This is a genomic window from Blastococcus sp. LR1 (assembly GCF_020166105.1).
In the GTDB taxonomy this organism is placed as follows: domain Bacteria; phylum Actinomycetota; class Actinomycetes; order Mycobacteriales; family Geodermatophilaceae; genus Blastococcus.
The window spans coordinates 213,875-238,752 of the sequence record NZ_JAIUJY010000005.1 but is presented as its reverse complement, the minus strand read 5'-3'; the positions used below and the strand labels follow the sequence as shown (position 1 = coordinate 238,752).

Below are 24,878 nucleotides of genomic sequence, written 5' to 3'. Positions count from 1 at the left end.
CTCAGGACGCGTTCAGGATGCGGGCACGGTGGCCCGCCTGGCTCCGATCATGGAGGTTACTGCCCGGTAACGCGGCGGCGAGCCGAGGGGCTGGTGACCCCGGTCACCCACGGCCGCCGGGGAACACCCACTCCCCCGTCGTCGCGAACCTGACCAGCGTGTCCGTGGCGGGGCCGAGGTCCATGCCCTGCGCGGCCACCCACTCGTCGGAGTAGTAGGTGTGGGCGTAGCGCTCGCCGCCGTCGCAGAGCAGGGTCACGACGCTGCCGCGACGGCCGGCCGCGAGCATCTCGGCGACCAGCCCGAACGCGCCCCACAGGTTGGTGCCGGTCGAGCCGCCGGCCCGCCGTCCGGTGGCCCGCTCCAGGTGCCGCATCGCGGCGATCGAGGCGGCGTCGGGGACGCCGATCATCCGGTCGACGATCGTCGGCACGAACGACGGCTCGACCCGCGGCCGGCCGATGCCCTCGATGCGCGAGGGCGTGCCGGTGGTCCGGCTCGGGTCGCCCGCCTCGTAGCCGGGCAGGAACGCGGAGTTCTCCGGGTCGACGACGGCCAGCCGGGTGGGGTGCCGGCGGTAGCGGAGGTACCGGCCGATGGTGGCGCTGGTGCCCCCGGTCCCGGCGCCGACGACGACCCACTCCGGCACCGGGTGCCGCTCGGCGGAGAGCTGCTCGAAGATCGACTCGGCGATGTTGTTGTTGCCCCGCCAGTCGGTGGCCCGCTCGGCGTAGGTGAACTGGTCGAGGTAGTGCCCACCGCACTCGGCGGCGAGCCGGCGCGCCTCCTCGTACATCTCCGGCGCCCGGTCGACGAAATGGCAGCGCCCGCCGTGGAACTCGATCAGCGCGATCTTCTCGGGGCTGGTCGAGCGCGGCATCACCGCGACGAACGGCAGCCCGAGCATGCGGGCGAAGTACGCCTCGCTGACCGCCGTCGACCCGCTCGAGGCCTCCACCACGGTGCTGCCCTCGGCGATCTGCCCCGAGCACAGCCCGTACAGGAACAGCGACCTCGCCAGCCGGTGCTTGAGGCTGCCGGTCGGATGGGTGGACTCGTCCTTGAGGTAGAGGTCGATGCCCCACTCCGGGGGCAGCGGGTAGACCAGCAGGTGCGTGTCCGCGCTGCGCCGGGCGTCGGCCTCGACGATCGCGACCGCCTGGTCCACCCAGGCCCGCCCGGCCGGGTCCGACCGATCGACGACGGTCGTGCCGCCCGTCACGGCTCCACCGGTGCCACCAGGACCGGGCGCTCGACGGGCGTGACGGTGACCGCCGCGCCCGGCACCAGCGCGGCGCTGTCGGCGCTGGCGACGTCGACCCGGACCTCGGTGCCGTCGGGCAGGGCGACCAGCACCCGGGTCACAGCCCCCGAGAACGTGCGGGTCACGACCCGGCCGGCGCCCCCGTCGGTGACGACGAGCGCCTCGGGGCGCACCAGCGCCACCACCGGGCCGGTCGCCGGCGCGGCGCCGGCGACCGGACGGCGCACGCCCAGCAGCTCGACCGCCCCTCCGGACAGCGTGGCCGGCACCCGGTTCATGGTGCCGACGAACTCGGCCACGAACGCCGTCGCCGGCCGCTCGTACAGCTCGTCGGGCGAGGCCACCTGCTCCAGCCGGCCGGCCCGCATGACGCCGACCCGGTCGGCCATCGAGAGCGCCTCGGCCTGGTCGTGGGTGACGAAGACGGTGGTGATGCCCAGCTCCAGCTGCAGCCGCCGGATCTCCTCGCGCAGCTGCACCCGCACCTGGGCGTCCAGCGCGGAGAGCGGCTCGTCCAGCAGCAGCACCTGCGGCGCGACGGCGAGCGCGCGGGCCAGCGCCACCCGCTGCTGCTGGCCACCGGAGAGCTGGTGCGGATAGCGCTTGGCCCGGTCGGCCAGGCCGACGAGCTCGAGCAGCTCGGTCGCCCGCGCGGCCCGTTCCGGCTTCCCGCGCCCACGCACGCGCAGCCCGTAGGCGACGTTGTCGGCCACCGTCATGTTCGGGAAGAGGCTGTAGGCCTGGAAGACCATGCCCATGTCGCGCTTGCTCGGCGGCACCGAGGTGACGTCGCGGTCGCCGACGAGCACCCGTCCGGCGTCGGGCCGCTCGAAGCCCGCGATCGCCCGCAGCGCCGTCGTCTTGCCGCAGCCCGAGGGGCCCAGCAGGGCGAGCAGCTCGCCGCCGGCGATGTCGAGGTCGAGCCCGTCGAGGGCGACGACGTCGCCGAACCGCCGGGTCAGGTTCTCCAGCCGGACGGCGACGCCCGGCTGGGCGGACACCGCCTGCGCGCGGCCGGTCGCGGGGGCGGTGGTCATGAGGTCTCCTCGTTCCGACGCCGGCGGTCCAGCGCGGAGATCAGCAGCAGCAGCGCCCAGGTCACGACGAGCGAGAGCACCGACACCGCGACCGACAGCTGTGGCTGCGAGCCGCCCACCTGCACGATCCAGGTGGGGAACGTCTGGAAGCCCAGGATCGCCGCCACGGTGTACTCGCCCAGCACGAGGGCCAGGGTCAGGAAGGAGGCATTCAGCACCGACGTGCGCAGCACCGGGAGCACGACGGTGAGCAGCACCCGCGGCCAGGAGGCGCCCAGGTTGCGGGCGGCCTCGGTGAGCGTGGCCAGGCCGGCGTTGCGCACCCCGGCGTCCAGCGCCCGGTAGACGAACGGCAGGGCGAGGACGACGTAGACGAGCACCAGGATCCACGGCAGCGCCGGCTCCTGGAGCGCGAACATCGCGTCCCCGACCGGGGTGCCGTAGAAGTGGTCCGGAGCCCAGCTCAGCACGCTGCGCACCCCGACGACCAGCGCGATCGGCGGAACGACCAGCGGCGCGAGGGTGAGCAGCTCGACGGCGGTGCGCAGCCGCGGCAGCCGCAGCTCCACGAGCACGATCGTGGGGACCATCAGCGCCAGCACCAGCACGACGGTCAGCAGGCCCAGCGCCAGCGAGCGGCCGAACGCCTCGGCGAACCCCGCCGCGCCGGGGATCTGGGCGTAGTACCGGCCGGTGAACGCCCCGGCGCCGCGGTCGCGCACGGTGAACCAGATCGGGGCGGCGAGCGGGATGAGGAAGTACAGCCCGACGACGACGAGGACGGTGATCCGCCAGGCGCCACCCCGGCGTCGTCCGGCGCGCACCGGGGTCGGCGGCGCGACGCTGCCCGCCCCGGCGACGCCCTCGGCCAGCGCGGTCATGTCAGCCACCGCTGGGTGCGGCGCTGGACCCAGGCGTAGAAGGCCATGACCAGGCCGACGACCACGACCATGCCGAGCGCCAGCGCCGTGCCGATGTTCTCCGAGCCCACGACGACGTTGCTCGACAGCGCGTCGGCGATCTGCAGGGTGACCAGCGGGAGGGTGCTGCCGACCAGCGCCTTCGCCGTCGCGTACGCGGCGAACGAGGAGGCGAACAGCAGCATCGTGGCGCCGAGCACCGGCGGCAGCAGGATCGGTCCGCCGACGTGCCGCCAGTACTGCCAGCCGGAGGCGCCGAGGTTGTCCGAGGCCTCCCGCCACTGCGGGCGCAGCGCCTCGAGCGCCGGGGTGATGGTCAGGACCATCAGCGGGATCAGGAAGTAGAGGTAGACCAGCGCCAGGCCGGTCATCGAGTACAGCGAGAAGCCACCGAGCCCGAGGCCGAGGTCGGTGAGCAGCGCGGTGACCACCCCGCTGCTGCCGATCGTGGCGATGAAGGTGAAGGCGAGCGGGACGCCGCCGAAGTTGGCGAGCACCCCCGACGCGGTGAGCACCAGGCGGCGCAGCAGCCGGCCGCGCTTCGCCCCCAGCACCGCGACGGCGAACGCGAGCCCCAGCGCCGCGCCGAGCACGGCGGACACCGCCGACAGCTGCAGGCTGCCGACGTAGGCCCGCCCGTAGGCGCCCTCGGTGATCGCCGTGAGGGAGTCGGTCGACCAGCGCTCCTCGAAGGTGGTCGGGTCGGTGCTGCGGAACGCCTCCACCGCGAGCACCCCGATGGGCAGCAGCAGGACGACCGCCACATAGAGGAAGAAGGGCAGCGCGCCGAGGAGTGCGAGCGAACGCCCGCGCCGGCTCCGGGTGGGAGCCGGCGCGGGCGCCGTCGTCGTCGCGGTACTCAGCCCGAGATCTCCGCGTTCCAGCGGTCGGCGACCACCTTCTGCGCCGCGGTCTGCTGCTCCTGGGTCGGGAACTCGACATCTCCCTCGACCTCGGGCAGCCCCGCCAGCGCGTCGGCGTCGGCCGTGCCCTCCTCCTCCATGGCGGGGAGGCGGACCGGGCGGGAGCCGCCCTTCAGCCAGATGTTCTGGCCCTCGTCGCTGTAGAGGAACTCCTGCCACAGGCGGGCGGCAGCCGGGTGCGGGGCGAACTTGTTGATCGCCTGGCTGTAGTAGCTGCCGAAGATCCCGTCGGTGGGGACGGCGACCTGCCACTCGACGCCCGCCTCGGCGAGGGTCTCGGTGAGGCCGGCGTTCACGTAGTCCCAGTCGATCGCCAGCGGCGTCTCACCGCTCTGCACGGTGGCCGGGGTGACCTCGACGGGGTTGAAGTTGCCGGCGTCCTTGACCTTCTTGAAGAAGTCGATGCCGGGGCCGATGTCGTCGAGGTCCCCGCCGTTGGCCAGGGAAGCCGCCCAGACGCCGCTGAACGCCGCGGCGGCCTGCGTCGGGTTGCCGTTGAGCGCGACCTTGCCCGCGTACTGCGGGTCGAGCAGGTCGGCGATTGACGTCGGGCACTCGGCGATGACCGAGGCGTTGCAGCCGATGGAGATGAAGCCGCCGTAGTCGTTGTACCAACGGCCCTCGGGGTCCCGCTGGTTCTCGGGGATGTCGTCCCAGGTCTCCACCTTGTACGGCGCCAGCAGGTCCTGCGCGGCCGCCTGCTGGGCGAAGCTCGTGCCGACGTCGAGGACGTCGGGCGCGCGGTCCTGGCCCTTCTGGCTGGTGACGGCGTTGATCTCGTCCTGGCTGGACGCGTCCGGCGTCGCCTCGTTGATCGTGATGTCGTACTTCTCGCTGAAGGTGTCCAGCATCTCGCCGTAGTTGGCCCAGTCCCGCGGCAGCGCGATGACGTTGAGCTCACCCTCGGCCTGGGCCGCCTCGATGAGCTCCTCCATCCCGCCGAGGTCCTCGGCCGAGGCGGCCGTCGCCGCCTCCGAGTCCCCTCCACCGCCCGAGCCGCTGTCCCCCGAGCCGCAGGCCGTCAGCGCCAGGCCGGTGGTGACGACCGCGACCGCGGTCCGCAGGGTGCTTCGTCGCACGTGTCCTCCTGAGGTGGTGCCGTGCACCGGAGGGGCCCCGATGGCCCGACCGGACGGCGTGGGGATTGTGACCGAGACCGCGCCGATGTGGGTGGTCGTGGAGCGGTCGAGCGGGTGAACGTTCCGCTCTCGAGACCTCAGCGGCCGGTGAACGTGGCCTTTCCGGGCCCGTTCTCCAGGAAGGAGCTCATGCCGGTCTTCTGGTCCTCGGAGCCGAAGAGCCCGGCGAACAGCGCGGTCTCAAGGTCCAGCCCCTCCTCGAGCGAGCCGTCCAGCCCGCGGTCGATCGCCTGCTTGGCGGCCGCGAGGGCCAGCGGCGGGCCGGCCGCGAACTTCTTCGCCATCGCGACGGCGGTCTCGTACACGTCGGCGTCGGGGACGACGGCGTCGGCCAGGCCGATCTCCAGCGCCTCCTCGGCGGCCACGTGGCGGCCGGTGAAGACCAGGTCCTTGGCCTTGGCCGGGCCGACCAGGCGGGCCAGGCGCTGCGTGCCACCGGCGCCCGGGATGATCCCGAGCAGGATCTCGGGCTGGCCGATCTTCGCGCTCGCGCCCAGCACCCGGAAGTCGGCGCAGAGGGCGAGCTCGTAGCCGCCACCCAGCGCGTAGCCGGTGATGGCGGCGATGACCGGCTTGGGCAGCTGCGCCACGGCCCGGAACGAGTCCTGCAGCTCCTTGCCCCAGACCTGCATGCCCTCGCCGTCGAGCGAGGACATCGCCTTGATGTCGGCGCCGGCGGCGAACACCCGCTCGCCGCCGTAGATCACCACGGCGCGCACGTCGTCGCGCTGCCCGGCCTCGAGCGCCGCGGCGCGCACCTCCAGGTGGAGCTGCTCGTCGATGGCGTTCATCTTGGGCCGGTCGAGGCGGATCGTGCCCACCCCGTCGGTCACCTGCAGCGTCACGAACTCGGGCTCAGCCATGCCCGGCACCCTAGTCAGGCGCGGCGGGCGGTGAACCGGCCGTTCGTCCGGGTCAGCGACAGCGCGAGCCCGAAGGTGTCCGACAGCTGCTCGGCGGTCAGGACGTCGTCGGCGGCGCCGGAGGCCACCACCTCGCCGCCGCGGAGCAGCAGGGCGTGGGTGTAGCCCGGCGGGATCTCCTCGACGTGGTGGGTGACGAGCACCTGCGCGGGGGCGTAGTGGTACTTCGCCAGGTCCGAGAGGCGGGCGACGAGGTCCTCCCGGCCACCCAGGTCGAGGCCGGCGCCGGGCTCGTCGAGCAGCAGGAGCTCCGGGTCGGGCATCAGCGCCCGGGCGATCTGGGTGCGCTTGCGCTCGCCCTCGCTCAGGGTTCCGAACGGCCGGTGCGCGTACTGGGCGACACCCCACTGCTGCATGAGCAGCCCGGCACGGGTCAGGTCGTGGACGTCGTAGCGCTCGCGCCACCGGCCGACCACCGCGTAGCCGGCGGAGACGACGACGTCACCGGTCTTCTCGGCCGGGTCGACCCGCTGGGCCAGCGACGCGCTGGTGAGCCCGATCCGGGGCCGCAGCTCGAAGACGTCGACCGCGCCGAGGGTCTCCCCGAGCAGTCGGACCTCGCCGCGGGTCGGGTGCATGAGGGCGGCGGCCAGCTGCATCAGCGTGGTCTTGCCGGCGCCGTTCGGACCGAGGACCACCCACCGCTGGTCGGCCTCGACCTGCCACTCCACGCCCTTGAGCAGATGGTTCTGCCCCCGGACGACGTCCACCCCGGTCATCCGTACGACGGCCCCCGCGGAGGCGTCTGCGCTCGACACGACCCCATCCAACCAACCGCGTCCCGACGGCGTTGCGCCGCGTCGGGCGTCGGAGGGGGCACGATCGCGCCGTGACCGAAACCTATCGGCCCGGACGCCATCCGCACGGTGTCGTTCCCGGCCTGCTCCCGGGCACGCCCGCACCGCTCGGCGCCACCTGGGACGGGCGCGGGACGAACTTCGCGCTGTGGTCCGGCGGGGCCTCGGCGGTGGACCTCTGCCTGTTCGACGCCGACGGCACCGAGCACCGCCACCGGCTCCAGGAGACGACGCACCAGGTGTGGCACGGGCGGCTGCCCGGCGTCGGCCCCGGGCAGCGCTACGGCTACCGGGTGCACGGCGGCTACGACCCGTTCTCCGGGCTGCGCTTCAACCCCGCGAAGCTGCTGCTGGACCCCTACGCACGGGCCGTCGACGGCGAGCTGACGCTGGACACCGCGCTCTTCGGCCACCCCTACGACTCCCCGGACTCCCCGCAGGCCGACGAGCAGGACTCCGCGCCGCACGTGCCCCGCGGCGTCGTCGTCCACGACCCGTTCCCGTGGGACGACGACCGTCCGCTGCGCCGCTCGTGGTCGGACACTGTCATCTACGAGGTGCACGTGAAGGGGGCGACGGCGCGGCACCCCGACGTGCCGGCGCACCTGCGGGGCACCTACGCGGGGCTGGCGCACCCGGCGTTCGTCGAGCACCTGCTCTCCCTCGGCGTCACCGCCGTCGAGCTGCTGCCTGTGCACCACTTCGTCAGCGAGCCGCATCTGCTGCGCCGCGGGCTGACCAACTACTGGGGCTACAACACCCTCGGCTACTTCGCCCCGCACGCCGGCTACAGCTCGGCAGGCAGCGGCGGCGGGCAGGTCACCGAGTTCAAGACGATGGTGCGGGAGCTGCACGCGGCCGGCATCGAGGTGATCCTCGACGTCGTCTACAACCACACCGCCGAGGGCGACCACAGCGGGCCGACGCTGTCGTTCCGGGGCATCGACAACGCCGGCTACTACCGGCTCGACGGCGGCAACCGCGCCCGGTACACCGACTACACCGGCTGCGGGAACACCCTCGACGTCCGGCGGCCCGCGGTCCTCGGGCTGCTGATGGACTCGCTGCGCTACTGGGTGACCGAGATGCACGTGGACGGCTTCCGGTTCGACCTCGCCTCGGCCCTGGCCCGCTCGATGCACGACGTCGACCGGCTGTCGGCGTTCTTCGACGTCGTGCACCAGGACCCGGTGGTCAGCCAGGTGAAGCTGATCGCCGAGCCGTGGGACGTCGGCCCGGGCGGCTACCAGGTGGGCAACTTCCCGCCGCCGTGGACGGAGTGGAACGGCAAGTACCGCGACACCGTGCGCGACGTCTGGGCCGGGTCGCACGTGGGTGTGCGCGACCTCGCCTACCGGCTGACCGGCTCCTCGGACCTCTACCGCTCCGACGGACGCCGCCCGTTCGCCTCGATCAACTTCGTGACGGCGCACGACGGCTTCCCGATGGCTGATCTCGTGAGCTACGAGCACAAGCGCAACGAGGCCAACGGCGAGGAGAACCGGGACGGCGAGAGCCACAACCGGAACTGGAACTGCGGCGCCGAGGGGCCGACCGACGACCCGGCCGTGCTGGAGCTGCGCGGGCGGCAGGTCCGCAACCTGCTGACGACGCTGCTGATGTCCACCGGCGTGCCGATGCTGACGGCGGGCGACGAGCTGGGCCGGACGCAGGGCGGCAACAACAACGCCTACTGCCAGGACAACGAGATCTCCTGGATCGACTGGGAGAACGTCGACGCCGACCTGCTGGCGTTCACCACGCACCTGGTCCGGCTGCGCCACCAGGCACCCGTGCTGCGCCAGGAGGCGTTCTTCGAGGGGCACGAGCTGCCGGGGACCGACGGCACCCGCGACCTCGCCTGGTTCGCACCCAGCGGGGGACAGCTGACCACCGGCGACTGGTTCGACACCGGGCTGCAGACCATCGGCATGTACCTCGACGGCCGCGGCATCCGGTACCGCGACGAGCACGGCCACCCGTTGGTCGACGACTGCTACCTGGTGCAGCTGCACGCCGGGCCGGACCCGGTGACCGTGGAGCTCCCCGGGCCGCCGTGGGCCGATGGCTACGAGCTGGTGCTCTCGACCGAGTACCCGCGGGGCGCTCCCCCGGCGCCGGCGTTCCTCGCGCCCGGTCCGGTCGAGCTGCCCGGCCGCTGCGTCTGGCTGCTGCGGGTCGAACGGCGGCCGTGATGGCACAGCGGGTTCCTGACCACCAATTACAGCCGGTGATCGAAATCAGGGATCAACTCCGCAGCAAGTAGGCCCGATCAAGTCGCGCCTCAGAAGAGGTGGGCCAACTCGTCATTCTCGCTCTCTAACGCCTTGACGCCCATGTCCTTTCGCATGGCCGTCCGCACGCGGCTCCAGTTCAGCCTGGGAACGTCCTCGATGAGACCGGAGGGCACGGCGGTGAGTTCGCGCTGAAGTCGTCGGTAGGTGCCGAGAATCAGGACCAAGATCTCCTGCAGCGACCGCACAACCTCCGTCGGGGCGAACAAGAACACTCTTCGCCAAGAGTTGCGCGCAGCCGTGTACTTGTCAGCGAGGCCGTCGTTGAGCGCCTTCGCCTGTTGCGCTGCAGCAGCCAGGCCGGGGCTCGGCTGCCCGCTCTTTTGCATCCCCGGATACGAACCCGGCGCTGCAAGCTCAATCAGCGCCGCTTCACCGCCGGACATCGCGGCAAGCGCAGTGACGCGGTTCTGTGCAGCGACTGCCTGCGCCATCGCGTGATGGAAGTCGTCCACTGCAGCGACCATGGCGACGTAGTGATCACGCCGAGTCGCGTCATGCCGATGGCGAACATCGAACAGCTTGATGCCCAGCGTGATAAGTCCGGTGAGCGCCGCGCCGCCTAGAGCGCTCGCCGTCAGCGCGAGCCACACGGGCGTATCGATCACCGTCGAATCATGCCCGACAACGCAGCGCATGGCCCGCGTGAAAGGCATCCGCGGGTCACTGACCTGTGCACCGCGCCTCGGATGGTCGCGATCCTGCCTCATCTTCCGGCGCGTCAGCCGGACGGTAAGGATGGCCACGAGAGCACCGAGCCCTCCGCCGGCCACCCCCCGTGACCAACCCTGCGGGAGAACGCCCGACTATGTGCCCGACGGTGCCGCCGCGCTGTTCAGCACCGCTCAACCGAGTCCGAGGCCCTGAAGACTCTGCTCGGCGAGTGCGACGACGCCCTGGCCCATGGCCGCGCCGGTGCCAGCGATCGCCACGGACTTGGCCTTCTCAAGGAGTCGCCGCAGAGCTCCGCCCTCCACCTCCGGCTCGTCGGCCGCCCGACGAAGCTCCGAGACAACCTCGACGGCTTCAGCCGACTGCTCTTCGTCCAGCCCGAGCAGACCTGCCTGTAGGAGGCCGTCGAGATTGTCAGCGACCGGCAGGATCAGCTTGCGGTTGTCGTCGCTCATGGTCACCGTCGCCGTCTGCACGGCCCCCGGGCTGTGAGTAGCGACGTTGTGGCCCGTACCGCTGACGTTGACCGTGGTGATGTGGGACGGCGCGTTGGCTGCGGCCGGGGAGTCGTCGTTCACGGATCGGCCAGACTCCACAATTCGCTCACCCCTCGTCGTAATGCTCGGGCGGACGATTCCTGCGTTCCAGGTCAGGCTGCCCGTGATGTAGCCCTCGGTCTTCAACCAATCGCTTGCGGCAGCCACCTCATCCCCGGTGAACTGGTGACCGAAATAGTTGCCGTAGCTGCTTCCAAAAAACGCGGACGAGTTGGGCACCCGGTTGCCTTTCAGAGTGCAGTCATACAGCCAGTGCAGGAAGGCGTCGCGCGACGCCTTGCGCCGACCGAGCAGGTCGCCGCGCTCGGCTCGTAGCGACTCGATCAGTTCCACGCCCCTCGGCGTCACGTAGCAGGACCAACCGCCCCAACCGAGGGTCTTCTGGAGGCTGAGGACACCGTTCCCCTCGAGGGTCTCCAGGTGACCGATGAGGGCGAGCGCCGCCTCGCGCTCCTCCCCCTCCAGCAGCGCGCCGAGGGCCACGAATTCCTTCGGCGTCGTCCCTCCTTGATCGGCGATCCAGTCGAGCAGTCGCAGGCGCTCCTGCGTCGACGGCGTGAGGTTGTATCCCTGTTCGAGGTCCACCAGCGGCTCCGATCCACTCCGGCCCATCCCCGGGGTCTTGGGGTGTGCGTTCCAGTCGCGACGCTAGGGCGCGCCACCGACAGAATGCGCAGCGTCAAGACGAGACGGTCGGCGCGTCGATGACAGACCGGCTCACGCGCCCAAGGCGTCACGGCCCACGACACCCCGACCCGCACGTCGAGCCCGACTGATAGCAGGCCCGCTCGCCTCAACAGGCCGAGGCCCCGTTCCGGAATTGGAATGGGGCCTCGGTGCACTGCGCTCACTGGGGCTGCCGCTTACTCCTGCGGCTGCTCGAAGGTGATGACGGTCCAGCCGAGGAGCAGGCGGTCGCCGTCGGAGAGCGGGTGGGCGACGCCCGGCTCGAGCTGGGTCCACTCGGTGGCCTCGGGGCCGGCGACGTGGGTGCCGTTGAGCGAGCCCAGGTCGACCAACGAGACCTCGGTGCCCGAGCGGGTCAGCGCCGCGTGGGCGGAGGACAGCACGTTCTGGGTGTCCGCGATCGGCACGGCACGCGCCGAGCCGCTGGAGACCATCTCGTGGTTGTCGGGACGCCGACCGAGGACCAGGTCCTCGTCGATGGTGACGACCATGCCGTCGTCGAACCGCAGCAGCGGCACGGCCGAGTCGGCGTCGGAGTCGGCCCGCCAGAACGCCGTCTGCTCGCCCGACTCGGGACGGGCCGCCGCGGTCGCGCCGCGGGAGGCGCCGAAGCCGGCGTCGGAGGAGGCGGAGAACGGCGAGGCGGCGGCCGGCGCGGCCGACGTGGCCGGGCTGGCCGCCGACGACGGAGCGGCCGCAGCCAGGTGCAGCGTCGCGCCGCCACCGGGGACGGTCCCCTCGACGAGGTCGAAGCTCACACCCGGCGGGGTGCGCGGCGCCGACTGGCCGGGGCCGACGTACAGCGACTGGCCCAGCGAGAAGCCGGAGGCGAGCGTGCCGCCCTCGACCGACGAACCGGACACGGGGACACCGTCGACGGCCGGCTGGCCCTTGCCCGCCCAGAGCGCGACACCGGAGCCGGTGTCGTCGGTCAGGACGAGGGCGAAGGACGCGCCGCCCGAGGCGAGCGAGCTCACCTGGCCGGCCACGGCGGCGAGCACGCGGTCGGCGCCCGGCCCGGACACGCCGAGGCAGGCGTGGAGGGCGGACACGAGGGCGGGCGAGCCGGGAGCGTCGACCCACAGCAGGCCGCCGCCACGGCGGGCGACGACGGCATCTCCGGGGAGGACTTCACAGCGGTCGGGCATGACGGTCAGCCTAGTGATCCCCGGGCAGTCTCGGCGCCCCGGTAGCAGCGCCACGCCGGGGTGTCGCGGGGTAGCTGTGCGTCACAGTGACCGGCGTGGTTCGTGTGTTTCGTGGTGTGTCGGTCACGCCGTGCTCACCACGCCCAGCTCGGCCGGATCGGCCAAGTACTGAGAGTACGGGAGGACGCGCACCGTGTAGCCGAACGCGCCGGTGCGCTCCAGCGGAACGGTTGCCGTGAACCAGTGCCGGGACCCGTCGGTGTGCTCGTGGGTCATGGGAACGGTGGTCACGTCGTGCAACCCGTCGGCGTCGTCCACCCGGCCGTAGGCCGCCTGCACCTCGACATCGGAGGGCTCCAGCCCCGGCAGTTCGACCTCGGCGCGCAGCGCCAGCCCCGACCCGATCTCCGGGGTGTCCCCCGCGCCGGTCGCCTCGACGTGCGCCACCCGGACGTCGTGCCAGTGGTGCAGCAGGTGTGCCCGCCAGGACGCCTCGGTGCGCGCCGGTGCGTAGCCCTCGGCCGCCATCGTCCGCGCCGAGCCCGCCGCCGGCACGTACAGGTCGCGGACGTAGTCACGCACCATCCGGGTGGCCAGCACCTTCGGCCCGGTCTCGCGCAGCGTGTGCCGCACCATCTCGACCCAGCGACCGGGGATGCCCTCGCCGTCGCGCTCGTAGAACCGCGGCACCACCTGGTTCTCGAGCAGGTCGTAGATCGCCCGCGCCTCGACCTCGTCGCGGCGATCGGCGTCCTGGACGCCGTCGGCGGTCGGGATCGCCCAGCCGTTCTGCCCGTCGAACCACTCGTCCCACCATCCGTCGCGTATGGAGAGGTTGAGTCCGCCGTTGAGCGCGGCCTTCATCCCCGAGGTGCCGCACGCCTCCAGCGGGCGCAGCGGGTTGTTCAGCCAGACGTCGCAGCCCCAGTAGAGGTAGCGGGCCATGCCGATGTCGTAGCCGGGCAGGAAGGCGATCCGGTGCCGCACCTCCGGGTCGTCGGCGAAGGCCACCATCTGCTGGATGAGCTGCTTGCCGCCGTCGTCGGCCGGGTGGCTCTTGCCGGCGATGATCAGCTGCATGGGCCGCTCCGGGTCCAGCAGCAGCGCCTTGAGCCGCGCCGGGTCGCGCAGCATGAGGGTCAGCCGCTTGTAGGACGGCACCCGCCGGGCGAAGCCGATGGTCAGGACGTCGGGGTCGAAGGCGGTCTGGGTCCACCCGACCTCCGCCTCGCTGGCGCCGCGGGAGAGCGCGGTCTCCCGGATCCGCCGACGCACCTCCTCGACCAGCCGACCGCGCAGCATTCCGCGGGTGGCCCACAGATCGCCCGCCGGGATGCGGTCCACGCCGTCGAAGTGGACCTCCCCGTCGACGTCCACCGGGTCGCCCTGGCTGGAGCTCTGGGTGCCCATCTCGACCAGCTCGCGCGCCGTCCAGGTGGGGGCGTGCACGCCGTTGGTGATCGACCCGATCGGGACGTCGCCCTCGTCGAAGCCCGGCCACAGCCCGTTGAACATCCCGCGGCTCACGTGCCCGTGCAGCTCGCTCACGCCGTTGGCCCGCTGACCCAGCCGCAGACCCATGTGGGCCATGTTGAACTTCGCCGGGTCCTCCTCGGCCCCCAGCGGGAGCAGCTGGTCCAGCGGCACGCCGAAGCCGGCGAAGTAGCGCTCGATGAGCGCCTTGGGGAACCGGTCGATGCCGGCCGGCACCGGGGTGTGAGTGGTGAACACGGTGCCCGCGCGGACGGCCTGAAGCGCCTCGGGGACCGAGAGCCCGTGCGCCTCGATCAGCTCGCGGATGCGCTCGACGCCCTGGAAGCCGGCGTGGCCCTCGTTGGCGTGGAACACCTCCGGCATCGGGGTGCCGGTCAGCGAGCAGTAGGCCCGCAGCGCCCGCACCCCGCCGATGCCGAGCAGCATCTCCTGGCGCAGGCGGTGGTCCTCGTCGCCGCCGTAGAGGCGGTCGGTGACCAGCCGCTCGCCGGGCGCGTTCTCCTCGATGTCGCTGTCGAGCAGCAGCAGCGACACCCGGCCGACCTGGGCCCGCCAGACGTGGGCGTGCAGCGTGCGCCCCTCGGGCAGCGGCACGGTGATGACGACGGCGGAGCCGTCGGCCTGGCGCAGCAGCTTCACCGGCAGGCCGTGCGGGTCCAGCGACGGATAGTGCTCGAGCTGCCAGCCGTCGCCGGAAAGACCCTGGGTGAAGTAGCCGGCGCGGTAGAGCAACCCGACGCCGATCAGCGGGACCGCGAGGTCCGAGGCGGCCTTGAGGTGGTCGCCGGCCAGGATGCCCAGCCCACCCGAGTACTGCGGCAGCACCTCGGTGATGCCGAACTCGGCGGAGAAGTAGGCGATGGTCTGCGGCGCCTCGGCACCCAGCGACTGGTACCAGCGCGGGGTGGAGAGGTACTCGTCGAGGTCCCTGACCGCGTCGGTCAGCCGCTGGACGAAGCCCTCGTCGGCAGCCAGCTGGGCGAGCCGTTCGGCCGACACCTCCCCCAGGACGCGCGCCGGATCACCGCCGCACTGCTGCCACAGCTGGGGATCGAGGGTCTCGAAGAGGTCCCGGGTCCCTGGGTGCCACGACCAGCGCAGGTTCATCACCAGCTGGGCCAGTGGGAGGAGCGGCTCCGGCAGAGCCGCGCGGACGGTGAAGCGTCGGAGGGCTCGCATCGACCGAGCCTAACCAGCCGAGAGCCGTTCGTCAGGGTGTCGCGCGGTACCGCTCCGGATCCGGCACGGCGTCGTGCCGCCGCCCCAACGGGTGAGGCGGGAGCGACAGATCATCTGCCGAGATGCTGGTGAGGCGGCAGCTCAGTAGCGTGGGGCCCGATGACTGGACGCGCCGAACTCCGCCTCGGCATCACCGATGTCGCCCCTGTCGTGTCCTGCGGGACCTTCTCCGCCCGTGCGGTCGTCGGCGAACACCTGCCGATCACCGCCACCGTGTTCCGCGAGGGCCACGACGCCGTCGCCGCGAACGTGGTGTGGACCGGACCCGACGGCACCGAGGGCCCGTTCCTCCGGATGGCGAAGCTGCCGCCGGAGCCCGACCGCTGGCTGACCACCGTCGTGCCCGACCGCGAGGGTCCCTGGACCTTCCGGATCGAGGCGTGGAGCGACCCGCTGGCCACCTGGCGGCACGCCGTCGAGGTGAAGGTCGAGGCCGGACAGGGCGCCGAGGAGCTCGCCAACGACCTCGAGGTGGGCGCCGGGCTGCTCGAGCGGGTCGCCGCTGAGGCCGACGACGACTTCCGCGAGCGGGTCTCCGCCGCGGCCGCCGCGCTGCGGGACACCTCGCTCGAGCTGACCGTCCGCATCGCCCCCGCGCTCGCCGCCGGGCTGCAGCGCTACCTGCACGAGCACCCCGTGCGCGAGCTGGTCACGGCCTCCCCCACCTACGAGGTGTGGGTGGACCGCCGCCAGGCGCTCTACGGCTCCTGGTACGAGTTCTTCCCCCGCTCGGAGGGCCCCGTCGTCGGCGGCGTGCCCACCCACGGCACGTTCACCACGGCGGGCGACCGGCTGCCGGCGGTCGCCGACATGGGCTTCGACGTCGTCTACCTGCCGCCGATCCACCCGATCGGCGCGGTGAACCGCAAGGGCCCGAACACCGCCCAGTTCCCCGGCGGCAACCCGCACGAGATCGGTCCCGACGACGTCGGCTCGCCGTGGGCCATCGGCAGCGCCGAGGGCGGGCACGACGCCGTCCACCCGGAGCTCGGCACGCTCGAGGACTTCCGCGCCTTCGTCGACCGCGCCAAGGACCTCGGCATGGAGGTCGCGCTGGACCTGGCGCTGCAGGCCGCTCCCGACCACCCGTGGGTCGAGGCGCACCCGGAGTGGTTCACCACGCTGCCCGACGGCACGATCGCCTACGCGGAGAACCCGCCGAAGAAGTACCAGGACATCTACCCGATCAACTTCGACAACGACCCCGAGGGTCTGTACGCCGAGGTGCTCCGGGTGGTCCGGCACTGGATGGACGCCGGCGTCCGGATCTTCCGCGTCGACAACCCGCACACCAAGCCGCTGAACTTCTGGCACTGGCTGATCTGGGAGGTCAAGAAGACCGACCCCGACGTGCTGTTCCTGGCCGAGGCGTTCACCCGGCCGGCGATGATGCACCAGCTCGCGCGGATCGGGTTCACGCAGTCCTACACGTACTTCACGTGGCGGACCGAGCGCGAGGAGATCGAGGAGTACGGCCGCGAGCTGGCCACGAACTCGCACTACATGCGGCCCAACTTCTTCGTGAACACCCCGGACATCCTCCACGAGTCGCTGCAGTTCGGTGGCCCGCCGATGTTCAAGATCCGCGCCGTGCTGGCCTCGATGCTCAGCCCGACCTGGGGCGTCTACTCCGGCTTCGAGCTGTTCGAGCACGTGGCGGTCAAGCCGGGCAGCGAGGAGTACCTCGACAGCGAGAAGTACTCCCTGCGCCCCCGCGACTGGGCCGGTGCCGAGGCCAGCGGCCGCAGCCTCGCCCCCTACCTGAAGCGGCTCAACGAGGTCCGGCGCGCCCACCCCGCGCTGCAGCAGCTCCGCACGCTGCGGTTCCACGCGGTGGACAACCCGAACCTGCTCTGCTTCACCAAGACCGACCCCGGCTCGAACGACGCCGTCCTCGTCGTCGTCAACCTCTCGAGCCACAACACCCAGATCGGGACGACGTCGCTGGACCTGCCGACCCTCGGCCTGGACTGGCACGAGCGTTTCGCGGTCACCGACGAGCTCAGCGGCGCCCGGTACGACTGGGGCCAGTTCAACTACGTCGAGCTCGATCCCTACCGGGAGCCGGCGCACGTCTTCGGGATCAGCTTCCCGCGGCCCGTGCAGTTCCCCCCGCCGGTCTCCTGACGACCGGCACTCCCCGACCGCACCTGCGACCCCGAACGAGGCATACGCGTCGATGACCGCTCCCGTCCCCGACTCCCCTGCCGCCCACTCCGCGCTCCCACCGCCCGGGTCCGACCCCGAGTGGTACAAGCGCGCCGTCTTCTACGAGGTGCTGGTCCGCGGCTTCTCCGACAGCAACGCCGACGGTGTCGGCGACATCCGCGGCATGATCGACAAGCTGGACTACCTCCAGTGGCTGGGCGTCGACTGCCTCTGGCTGCCGCCGTTCTTCGCCTCCCCGCTGCGCGACGGCGGCTACGACGTCAGCGACTACACGGCGGTCCTGCCGGAGTTCGGTGACATCCAGGACTTCAAGGAGTTCATGGACGAGGCCCACTCCCGTGGCATGCGCGTGATCATCGACTTCGTCATGAACCACACCTCGGACCAGCACCCCTGGTTCCAGGCCAGCCGCAGCGACCCCGAGGGCCCCTACGGCGACTTCTACGTGTGGGCCGACGACGACACCGGTTACGCCGACGCGCGGATCATCTTCGTCGACACCGAGAGCTCGAACTGGACGTTCGACCCGGTGCGCAAGCAGTACTTCTGGCACCGCTTCTTCTCCCACCAGCCGGACCTCAACTTCGAGAACCCGGCGGTGCAGGAGGCGATCATCGACGCCCTGCGCTTCTGGCTGGACCTCGGCGTGGACGGCTTCCGGCTCGACGCCGTGCCCTACCTCTTCGAGGAGGAGGGCACCAACGGCGAGAACCTGCCGCGCACCCACGAGTTCCTGCGCCACGTCCGCAAGATCGTCGACGACAACTACACCGACAAGGTGCTGCTGTGCGAGGCGAACCAGTGGCCGGCCGACGTCGTCGAGTACTTCGGCGAGAATGGCGACGAGTGCCAGATGGCCTTCCACTTCCCGGTGATGCCGCGCCTGTTCATGGCCGTCCGGCGGGAGCAGCGGTTCCCGATCTCGGAGATCATGGCCCAGACGCCGGACATTCCGGACAACTGCCAGTGGGGCATCTTCCTGCGCAACCACGACGAGCTGACCCTCGAGATGGTCACCGACGAAGAGCGCGACTACATGTGGAACGAGTACGCCAAGGACCCCCGCATGAAGGCCAACATCGGCATCCGCCGCCGGCTGGCCCCGCTGCTGGACAACGACGTCAACACCCTCGAGCTGTTCAACGCGCTGCTGCTGTCGCTGCCGGGCTCCCCGGTCCTCTACTACGGCGACGAGATCGGCATGGGCGACAACATCTGGCTCGGTGACCGGGACGGCGTCCGCACCCCGATGCAGTGGACGCCGGACCGCAACGGCGGCTTCTCCAGCGCCGATCCGCAGCGGATGTACCTGCCGCTGAACCAGGACCCGGTCTACGGCTACCAGGTCACCAACGTCGAGTCCCAGCTGCGCAACACCAACTCGCTGCTGCAGTGGGTCCGCCGGATGATCCAGGTCCGCGGCCAGCACCCGACCTTCGGCCTGGGCAGCTACGCCGAGGTCGGCTCGCGCAACCCCACGGTGCTGTCGTTCGTCCGCGAGTTCGGTGACGACGTCGTGCTCTGCGTCAACAACCTCTCCCGGTTCCCGCAGGCGGTGGAGCTGGACCTGCGCCGGTTCGAGGGCTACACGCCGATCGAGCTCACCGGCCGGGTGGAATTCCCGCAGATCGGCGTCCTGCCCTACATGCTCACCCTCGCCGGGCACGGCTTCTACTGGTTCGAGCTCTCCAAGCCGGCCGAGCCGGTGGCCGACGAGACCGAGGACTGGACCAGCGCGACCTCCAGCGCCGTGGCCGACAGCCTGCTGGCCGGCGGAGTGGTCAGCGCCGCCGAGGAGACCCCGACCGACGAGTCCGGAGGCACCCGATGAGCGTGCTCACCGATCTGTTCCGCGAGTGGATCCCGCAGCAGCGGTGGTTCGGCGGCAAGGGCCGCGAGTGGGCCGACGTCACCGAGGACGGCTTCTTCCTGGACCGGGGCAACCCGGTGCTGTCGGTGCACCGGGTCCGGATCTCCTACCGGGACGGCGCACAGGAGACCTACCTGGTCCCGCTGTCGTGGCGTGACCACCCGTCGGAGGAGCTGGAGTCGGCCTTCGTCGGCGCCGTCTCCAACGAGGGCAACGAGTCCTTCGCCTACGACGCCATGCGCGACCGCGAGTCGACCCTGCCCTGGCTGATCCACCTCGCCCAGGGCTCGGCCATCGGCCCGATGCACTTCTCCCCCGCCGAGCAGGTCCACATCCCCGAGGGCCTGCCCGGCGACATCGTCTCCGGCGAGCAGAGCAACACCTCGCTGATCTACGGGCAGGAGGCGATCCTCAAGCTGTTCCGTCGGCTGGAGCCCGGCCTCAACCCGGACGTGGAGATCCACGCCGCGCTGCGGCGGACAGACAACGAGCACATCGCGTCGCTGCTGGGGCACATCGAGATCGACGACGCCTCAGGCGGCGAACCGGCCACCGTGGCGATGCTGCAGACCTTCGTGCCCAACGCCAGCGACGGCTGGCGACTGGCCACGGCCAGCGTCCGCGACCTCTACGCCGAGGGCGACCTGCACGCCGACGAGGTGGGCGGCGACTTCGCCGCCGACAGCGAGCGGCTGGGGGCGGCGACGGCGTCGGTGCACGCGGACATGGCGAAGGTGCTGCCCACGGAGCCGGCCGCCGCCGAGTGGTACGCCGATGTCGCGCGGCAGATGACCGAGCGCCTCGAGGCCGCCATCCAGGTCGTGCCGCAGCTCGAGGAGTTCGCCGACGGGCTGCGGCGGGTCTACGCCGCGGTCGCCGACAGCACCGAGCCGGTGGTCCGCCAGCGGGTGCACGGCGACCTCCACCTGGGCCAGGTCCTGCGCACCACGACCGGCTGGATCATCCTCGACTTCGAGGGCGAGCCAGCCCGTCCGCTGGTCGAGCGCCGGGAGCTCGACAGCCCGCTGCGCGACGTCGCCGGCATGCTGCGGAGCTTCGACTACGCCGCCCGGCACATGCTGGTCGAGCAGCCCGAGGACACGCAGCGCGCCTACCGCGCGCAGGAGTGGGCGGCCCGGAACCGGTCGGCGTTCTGCACCGGGTACTCCGAGGCCAGCGGGCTCGACCCCTGCGGTGAATCACCACTCCTTCGGGCGTTCGAGGCCGACAAGGCGGTTTACGAATGCGTCTACGAGGCGAGGAACCGTCCGCACTGGCTGATGATCCCGCTCCAGTCGCTGTCCCGGATCGCCCACCGCGACTGAGGCACCGACGACCTGGACCACTGCACCGAGAAGCGACGAGGACGGCGAGACGATGACGACCGACGACCGAGGCGAGAGCCGAGTGCAGAGCAAGGACGATCTGCAGCGCGCCGTGGATGAGAAGGTCGCCCAGGCCGAGTTCGCCGCGGGCAGCGAGCCCCCGGTGAACGCCGCACCCGCCACGCGCAAGCGGGCGACGAAGAAGGCGGCCGCCGGCGACGGCGCCCCTGCGAAGAAGGCGGCGGCCAAGAAGGCCCCGGCCGTGAAGAAGGCCGCGCCGGCGAAGAAGGCGGCTCCCACCTCCGTCGCCGCGGCCAAGCGCACCACCGCGAAGAAGGTGGCGGCCGCGCCGACGGCGACCGAGGCCACGCCGGAGCCCGGCAGCGAAGAGGCTCCGGTCACCGCCAACCCGGTGGTGGCGCCCGCCCCGATCGCCGAGCCCGGTTCCCCGTCGGGCGCGCCGGCCGGTCAGCCGGTGGCTCCGGACCCCGATCCGGCCGAGCCGGACAACCCACGGGCACCCGAGGACGCCACCGGCGCTCCCGTGCTCGACTCCGCCCAGGGGGCCGCCGAACCGGCGGCCCCCGTCCGCGAGCCGGCCCGGTCCGCCGGGCCGTCGGCCTCTGGCGGCACCACGGCCGGCGCCGCCGAGGACGCCGAGCTCGAGGAGTTCACCGACGAGGACCTGACGGCGATCGTCGACGGCTGGTCCCGCGACCCCCACCGGGTGCTGGGCGCCCACCGCACGGCCGAGGGATGGGCGGTGCGCACCCTGCGCCCCGACGCCGTCTCGGTCGCCGTGCTGGACGAGGACGACAGCCGCTACGAGATGCACCGGCTGCACGAGGGCGGCATCTACGAGGCGGCGCTCCCCCGCCAGCCGGGCGACTACCGCATCGAGGTCACCTACGGCGACGGCGAGGACGGCACGACCACGCACACGGTCGACGACCCGTTCCGCTGGCTCCCCACGCTGGGCCCGCTGGACGAGCACCTGATCCGCGAAGGGCGGCACGAGCGCCTCTGGGAGGTGCTCGGAGCACACGTCCGGCGCTACGAGACGTCCCGCGGCACGGTCGAGGGCGTCTCCTTCGCCGTCTGGGCCCCGAGCGCCCGCGGCGTCAAGGTGACCGGCGACTTCGACTACTGGGAGGCCCGCGCCTACCCGATGCGGCACCTCGGGTCCTCCGGCGTCTGGGAGATCTTCATCCCCGGCGCCCAGGTGGGCACCCGCTACCGCTACCACGTGCTGGGCGCCGACGGCACCTGGCGCGACAAGGCCGACCCCATGGCGTTCGCCACCGAGGTCCCCCCGCTGAACGCCTCGATCGTCACCGAGTCCACCTACGAGTGGCAGGACGACGCATGGCTGGCCCAGCGGGCCGAGGCCGGCTGGCACGAGCGCCCGATGAGCGTCTACGAGGTGCACGCCGGCTCGTGGCGGCAGGGGCTCTCCTACCGCGAGCTCGCCGACGAGCTGATCGACTACGTCGTCGACGCCGGCTTCACCCACATCGAGTTCATGCCGCTGGCCGAGCACCCCTTCGGCGGCTCCTGGGGCTACCAGGTCACCTCGTACTACGCACCGACGTCGCGCTTCGGCAGCCCCGACGACCTGCGCTACCTGATCGACCGCGCCCACGCGGCCGGTATCGGCGTCATCGTCGACTGGGTCCCCGCGCACTTCCCCAAGGACGAGTGGGCGCTGGCCCGCTTCGACGGCACTCCGCTCTACGAGCACGGTGACCCGCGCCGGGGCGAGCAGCTGGACTGGGGCACCTACGTCTTCGACTTCGGCCGCTCCGAGGTCCGCAACTTCCTGGTGGCCAACGCCCTCTTCTGGGCCAAGGAGTTCCACGTCGACGGCATCCGCGTCGACGCGGTGGCCTCGATGCTCTACCTGGACTACTCGCGCACCGAGTGGCTGCCCAACAAGTACGGCGGCCGGGAGAACCTCGAGGCGGTGGCCTTCCTGCAGGAGTTCAACGCCACCGTCTACCGCGAGGTCCCCGGGATCATGACGATCGCCGAGGAGTCCACCGCCTGGCCGGGCGTCACCCGGCCGACGCACCTCGGCGGCCTGGGCTTCGGCTTCAAGTGGAACATGGGCTGGATGCACGACTCGCTCGCCTACGCGGAGCGCGAGCCGGTCTACCGCAGCTACCACCACGGCCAGCTGACGTTCTCGATGCACTACGCGTACACCGAGAACTTCGTGCTGCCGATCAGCCACGACGAGGTCGTCTACGGCAAGGGCTCGATGCTGCGGAAGATGCCGGGTGACCGGTGGCAGCAGCTGGCCAACCTGCGCGCCTACTTCGCCTACATGTGGGCGCACCCCGGCAAGCAGCTGCTGTTCATGGGGTCGGAGTTCGCCCAGGACTCGGAGTGGGCCGAGAGCCGCTCCCTGGACTGGTGGCACCTCGACGACCCCGCGCACCGCGGCATCCTGCAGCTGGTCAGCGACCTGAACGCGCGTTACAAGGAGTACGACGCGCTCTGGTCGCTGGACGTCGACCCGGCCGGGTTCCAGTGGATCGACGCCAACGACGCGACGGGCAACGTGCTGTCGTTCCTGCGGTACGGGAAGGCGCCGGCGACGGCGGCTCTCCCGGCCGGCGGGGAGGACGGCACCGAGACCGAGGACGGCCACCCCGCGGACGGCGACGTCGTCCTGCCGGCGGCCGCCGGTGGGTCGGCGCTGGCCTGCGTCGTGAACTTCTCCGGGTCGCCGCACCACGAGTACCGGATCGGGCTCCCCCGCCCCGGCCAGTGGCGCGAGGTGCTGAACTCCGACGCCGAGGGCTACGGCGGCTCGGGGGTCGGCAACTTCGGGGGCGTCGAGGCCGTGGCCGAGCCGTGGCACGGCCAGCCGTACTCGGCCACGATCTCGGCTCCTCCGCTGGGCACCGTCTGGTTCCTGCACGAGGGCTGACCGACCGGCCGCCGGCCCGCACCGGGCCGGCGGCTGGTCGCGGCTCCGCACACCGGGCATGCTCAGGCCATGACGCTGCGCCGGGTCGCACCGCTCGCTCTGGCCCCGATGATGGCGCTGGTGATGGTCAGCGGGTGCGCCGTCGATGCCGTCCGTGGGCAGGCGTCCCCGGCGAGCGACCCGTCGGTCGACGTCCCCGGGGACCAGCTCCCGGTCACCGGAGCCGGCGACGAACCGATCGACCAGGTGGCCCGCAATGCGCTGGCCGACCTGGAGACGTTCTGGCAGCAGGCCTATCCCGAGTACTTCGGCGAGGAGTACGCGCCGCTGCGGGGCGGCTACTTCTCCGTCGACTCGGACGACCTCGACGAGAGCCTCTACCCGGAGACCGGCATCGGCTGCGCGGAGCAGCCCACCGAGCCCCAGGAGGTGGCCGGCAACGCCTTCTACGACCCGGTCTGCGACGTGGTCGCGTACGACCGGACGCTGCTGCAGGAGCTCGCCGACGACCACGGCCGCTTCCTCGTCCCCGTGGTCATGGCGCACGAGTTCGGGCACGCGATGCAGGGCCGATTCGGCTTCGCCGAGCGCAGCATCCAGGACGAGACCCAGGCGGACTGCCTGGCCGGCGCGTGGACGCGCTGGGTCGCCGACGGCGGAGCGGAACACGTCTCGCTCCGGGAGCCCGAGCTCGACGTGGTGGTCCGGGGCTTCCTGCTGCTGCGCGACGACGTCGGCAGCAACCCCGACGACGACGAGGCGCACGGTTCGTTCTTCGACCGGGTGTCGGCCTTCTACGAGGGGTTCGAGTCGGGCGTGGCCGCCTGCCGGGACGCCTACGGCCCGGACCGCCTGTTCACCGCCGCCGAGTTCGAGCCCGGCGACTCGGTCGACCAGGGCAACGCCGACTTCGAGAGCATCGTCGACTGGGTGGGGAGCACACTGCCGGCCTTCTACGGCGCGGTCTTCCCCGACGAGTTCGGGGCCGAGTTCGAGGCGCCCGGCCTGGAAGCCTTCGACGGCGACGCCCCGGACTGCTCAGGGCTCGAGGACCGGGACCTCGGCTACTGCGCGGAGGACGCCACCGTCTACCTCGACCAGAGCGACCTGGCGATCCCGGCCTACGACGAGATCGGCGACTTCGCGCTCGCCACGGCCATGGCCCTGCCCTACGCCCTCGCCGCACGCGACCAGGCCGGGCTCTCCGTCGATGACGAGGCCGCCACCAGATCGGCGGTCTGCCTCACCGGCTGGTACCAGGCGCAGTGGTACGCCGACTCCTTCGCCGACCTCGTGGCCGCCCGCATCAGCCCCGGTGACATCGACGAGGCCGTCCAGTTCCTGCTGCAGTACGGGATCGACGACCGGGTCTTCCCGGATTCCGACGCCTCCGGCTTCGAGCTGGTCGGCGCCTTCCGCAACGGCTTCCTCCAGGGGAGCGGCGCCTGCGACCTCGCGGGCTGACCTGCGCCGGGTTTGCCCCGG

At 71.7% G+C, this 24,878-nt stretch carries 17 protein-coding genes; 6 read left to right on the top strand and 11 right to left on the bottom strand.

All coding sequences use genetic code 11. From position 1 onward, the window contains the following. Positions 1–103: 103 nt before the first annotated feature. From LBW97_RS16060 to LBW97_RS20255, 7 genes are all read right to left on the bottom strand, one after another. Entirely contained in the window at positions 104–1,222 is a 1,119-nt protein-coding gene (locus LBW97_RS16060; RefSeq protein WP_224500361.1) for a PLP-dependent cysteine synthase family protein, read from the bottom strand. Then, positions 1,219–2,301 carry an ABC transporter ATP-binding protein gene (locus LBW97_RS16055; RefSeq protein ID WP_224500360.1) on the bottom strand — a complete coding sequence of 361 codons (1,083 nt, stop codon included), beginning with the start codon at positions 2,299–2,301 and terminating at the stop codon, positions 1,219–1,221. The genes LBW97_RS16060 and LBW97_RS16055 overlap by 4 nt, the downstream gene beginning before the upstream one ends. After that, complete coding sequence (locus LBW97_RS16050; RefSeq protein WP_224500359.1) at positions 2,298–3,182, bottom strand: ABC transporter permease; 885 nt, start codon at positions 3,180–3,182, stop codon at positions 2,298–2,300. Before LBW97_RS16050 ends, LBW97_RS16055 begins: the two co-directional genes overlap by 4 nt. Continuing rightward, positions 3,179–3,985 (bottom strand): ABC transporter permease subunit, encoded by an 807-nt coding sequence (locus tag LBW97_RS16045; RefSeq protein ID WP_224500358.1) that lies wholly within the window; start codon positions 3,983–3,985, stop codon positions 3,179–3,181. The genes LBW97_RS16050 and LBW97_RS16045 overlap by 4 nt, the downstream gene beginning before the upstream one ends. A gap of 95 nt (positions 3,986–4,080) precedes the next feature. Further along, complete coding sequence (locus LBW97_RS16040) at positions 4,081–5,223, bottom strand: ABC transporter substrate-binding protein (protein ID WP_224500357.1); 1,143 nt, start codon at positions 5,221–5,223, stop codon at positions 4,081–4,083. Positions 5,224–5,360: 137 nt separating this feature from the next. Further along, the gene (locus tag LBW97_RS16035) at positions 5,361–6,146 is read right to left on the bottom strand and encodes an enoyl-CoA hydratase/isomerase family protein (protein ID WP_224500510.1); all 786 of its coding nucleotides are present in this window, start codon (positions 6,144–6,146) and stop codon (positions 5,361–5,363) included. Positions 6,147–6,160: 14 nt separating this feature from the next. After that, on the bottom strand, positions 6,161–6,964 hold the full coding sequence (locus LBW97_RS20255; RefSeq protein ID WP_308010489.1) for an ABC transporter ATP-binding protein: 804 nt from the start codon (positions 6,962–6,964) through the stop codon (positions 6,161–6,163). A gap of 71 nt (positions 6,965–7,035) precedes the next feature. Between LBW97_RS20255 and glgX the strand changes: the two genes are divergently transcribed. Beyond that, positions 7,036–9,198, top strand: a complete 2,163-nt coding sequence (gene glgX, locus LBW97_RS16020) for a glycogen debranching protein GlgX (RefSeq protein ID WP_224500356.1) — start codon at positions 7,036–7,038, stop codon at positions 9,196–9,198. A gap of 89 nt (positions 9,199–9,287) precedes the next feature. Here the strand turns inward: glgX and LBW97_RS16015 are convergent, their stop codons facing one another. From LBW97_RS16015 to glgP, 4 genes are all read right to left on the bottom strand, one after another. After that, positions 9,288–9,905: a hypothetical protein gene (locus LBW97_RS16015; protein ID WP_224500355.1), complete on the bottom strand. Its 618-nt coding sequence runs from the start codon at positions 9,903–9,905 to the stop codon at positions 9,288–9,290. A gap of 237 nt (positions 9,906–10,142) precedes the next feature. Then, on the bottom strand, positions 10,143–11,111 hold the full coding sequence (locus LBW97_RS16010; protein WP_224500354.1) for a hypothetical protein: 969 nt from the start codon (positions 11,109–11,111) through the stop codon (positions 10,143–10,145). A gap of 278 nt (positions 11,112–11,389) precedes the next feature. Beyond that, positions 11,390–12,361 carry an FHA domain-containing protein gene (locus LBW97_RS16005; protein ID WP_224500353.1) on the bottom strand — a complete coding sequence of 324 codons (972 nt, stop codon included), beginning with the start codon at positions 12,359–12,361 and terminating at the stop codon, positions 11,390–11,392. A gap of 123 nt (positions 12,362–12,484) precedes the next feature. Next, positions 12,485–15,034, bottom strand: coding sequence for an alpha-glucan family phosphorylase (glgP, locus tag LBW97_RS16000; RefSeq protein WP_224500352.1), 2,550 nt, complete (start codon positions 15,032–15,034; stop codon positions 12,485–12,487). 159 nt (positions 15,035–15,193) lie between these two features. Between glgP and LBW97_RS15995 the strand changes: the two genes are divergently transcribed. From LBW97_RS15995 to LBW97_RS15975, 5 genes are all read left to right on the top strand, one after another. Beyond that, positions 15,194–17,221 (top strand): alpha-1,4-glucan--maltose-1-phosphate maltosyltransferase, encoded by a 2,028-nt coding sequence (locus LBW97_RS15995; protein WP_224500351.1) that lies wholly within the window; start codon positions 15,194–15,196, stop codon positions 17,219–17,221. A gap of 52 nt (positions 17,222–17,273) precedes the next feature. After that, the gene (gene treS / locus LBW97_RS15990; RefSeq protein WP_224500350.1) at positions 17,274–19,094 is read left to right on the top strand and encodes a maltose alpha-D-glucosyltransferase; all 1,821 of its coding nucleotides are present in this window, start codon (positions 17,274–17,276) and stop codon (positions 19,092–19,094) included. After that, entirely contained in the window at positions 19,091–20,458 is a 1,368-nt protein-coding gene (locus tag LBW97_RS15985; RefSeq protein ID WP_224500349.1) for a hypothetical protein, read from the top strand. Before treS ends, LBW97_RS15985 begins: the two co-directional genes overlap by 4 nt. 52 nt (positions 20,459–20,510) lie before the next feature. Beyond that, the gene (glgB, locus tag LBW97_RS15980; RefSeq protein ID WP_224500348.1) at positions 20,511–23,393 is read left to right on the top strand and encodes a 1,4-alpha-glucan branching protein GlgB; all 2,883 of its coding nucleotides are present in this window, start codon (positions 20,511–20,513) and stop codon (positions 23,391–23,393) included. A gap of 69 nt (positions 23,394–23,462) precedes the next feature. Then, positions 23,463–24,857, top strand: a complete 1,395-nt coding sequence (locus tag LBW97_RS15975; RefSeq protein WP_224500347.1) for a hypothetical protein — start codon at positions 23,463–23,465, stop codon at positions 24,855–24,857. Positions 24,858–24,878 lie beyond the last annotated feature (21 nt).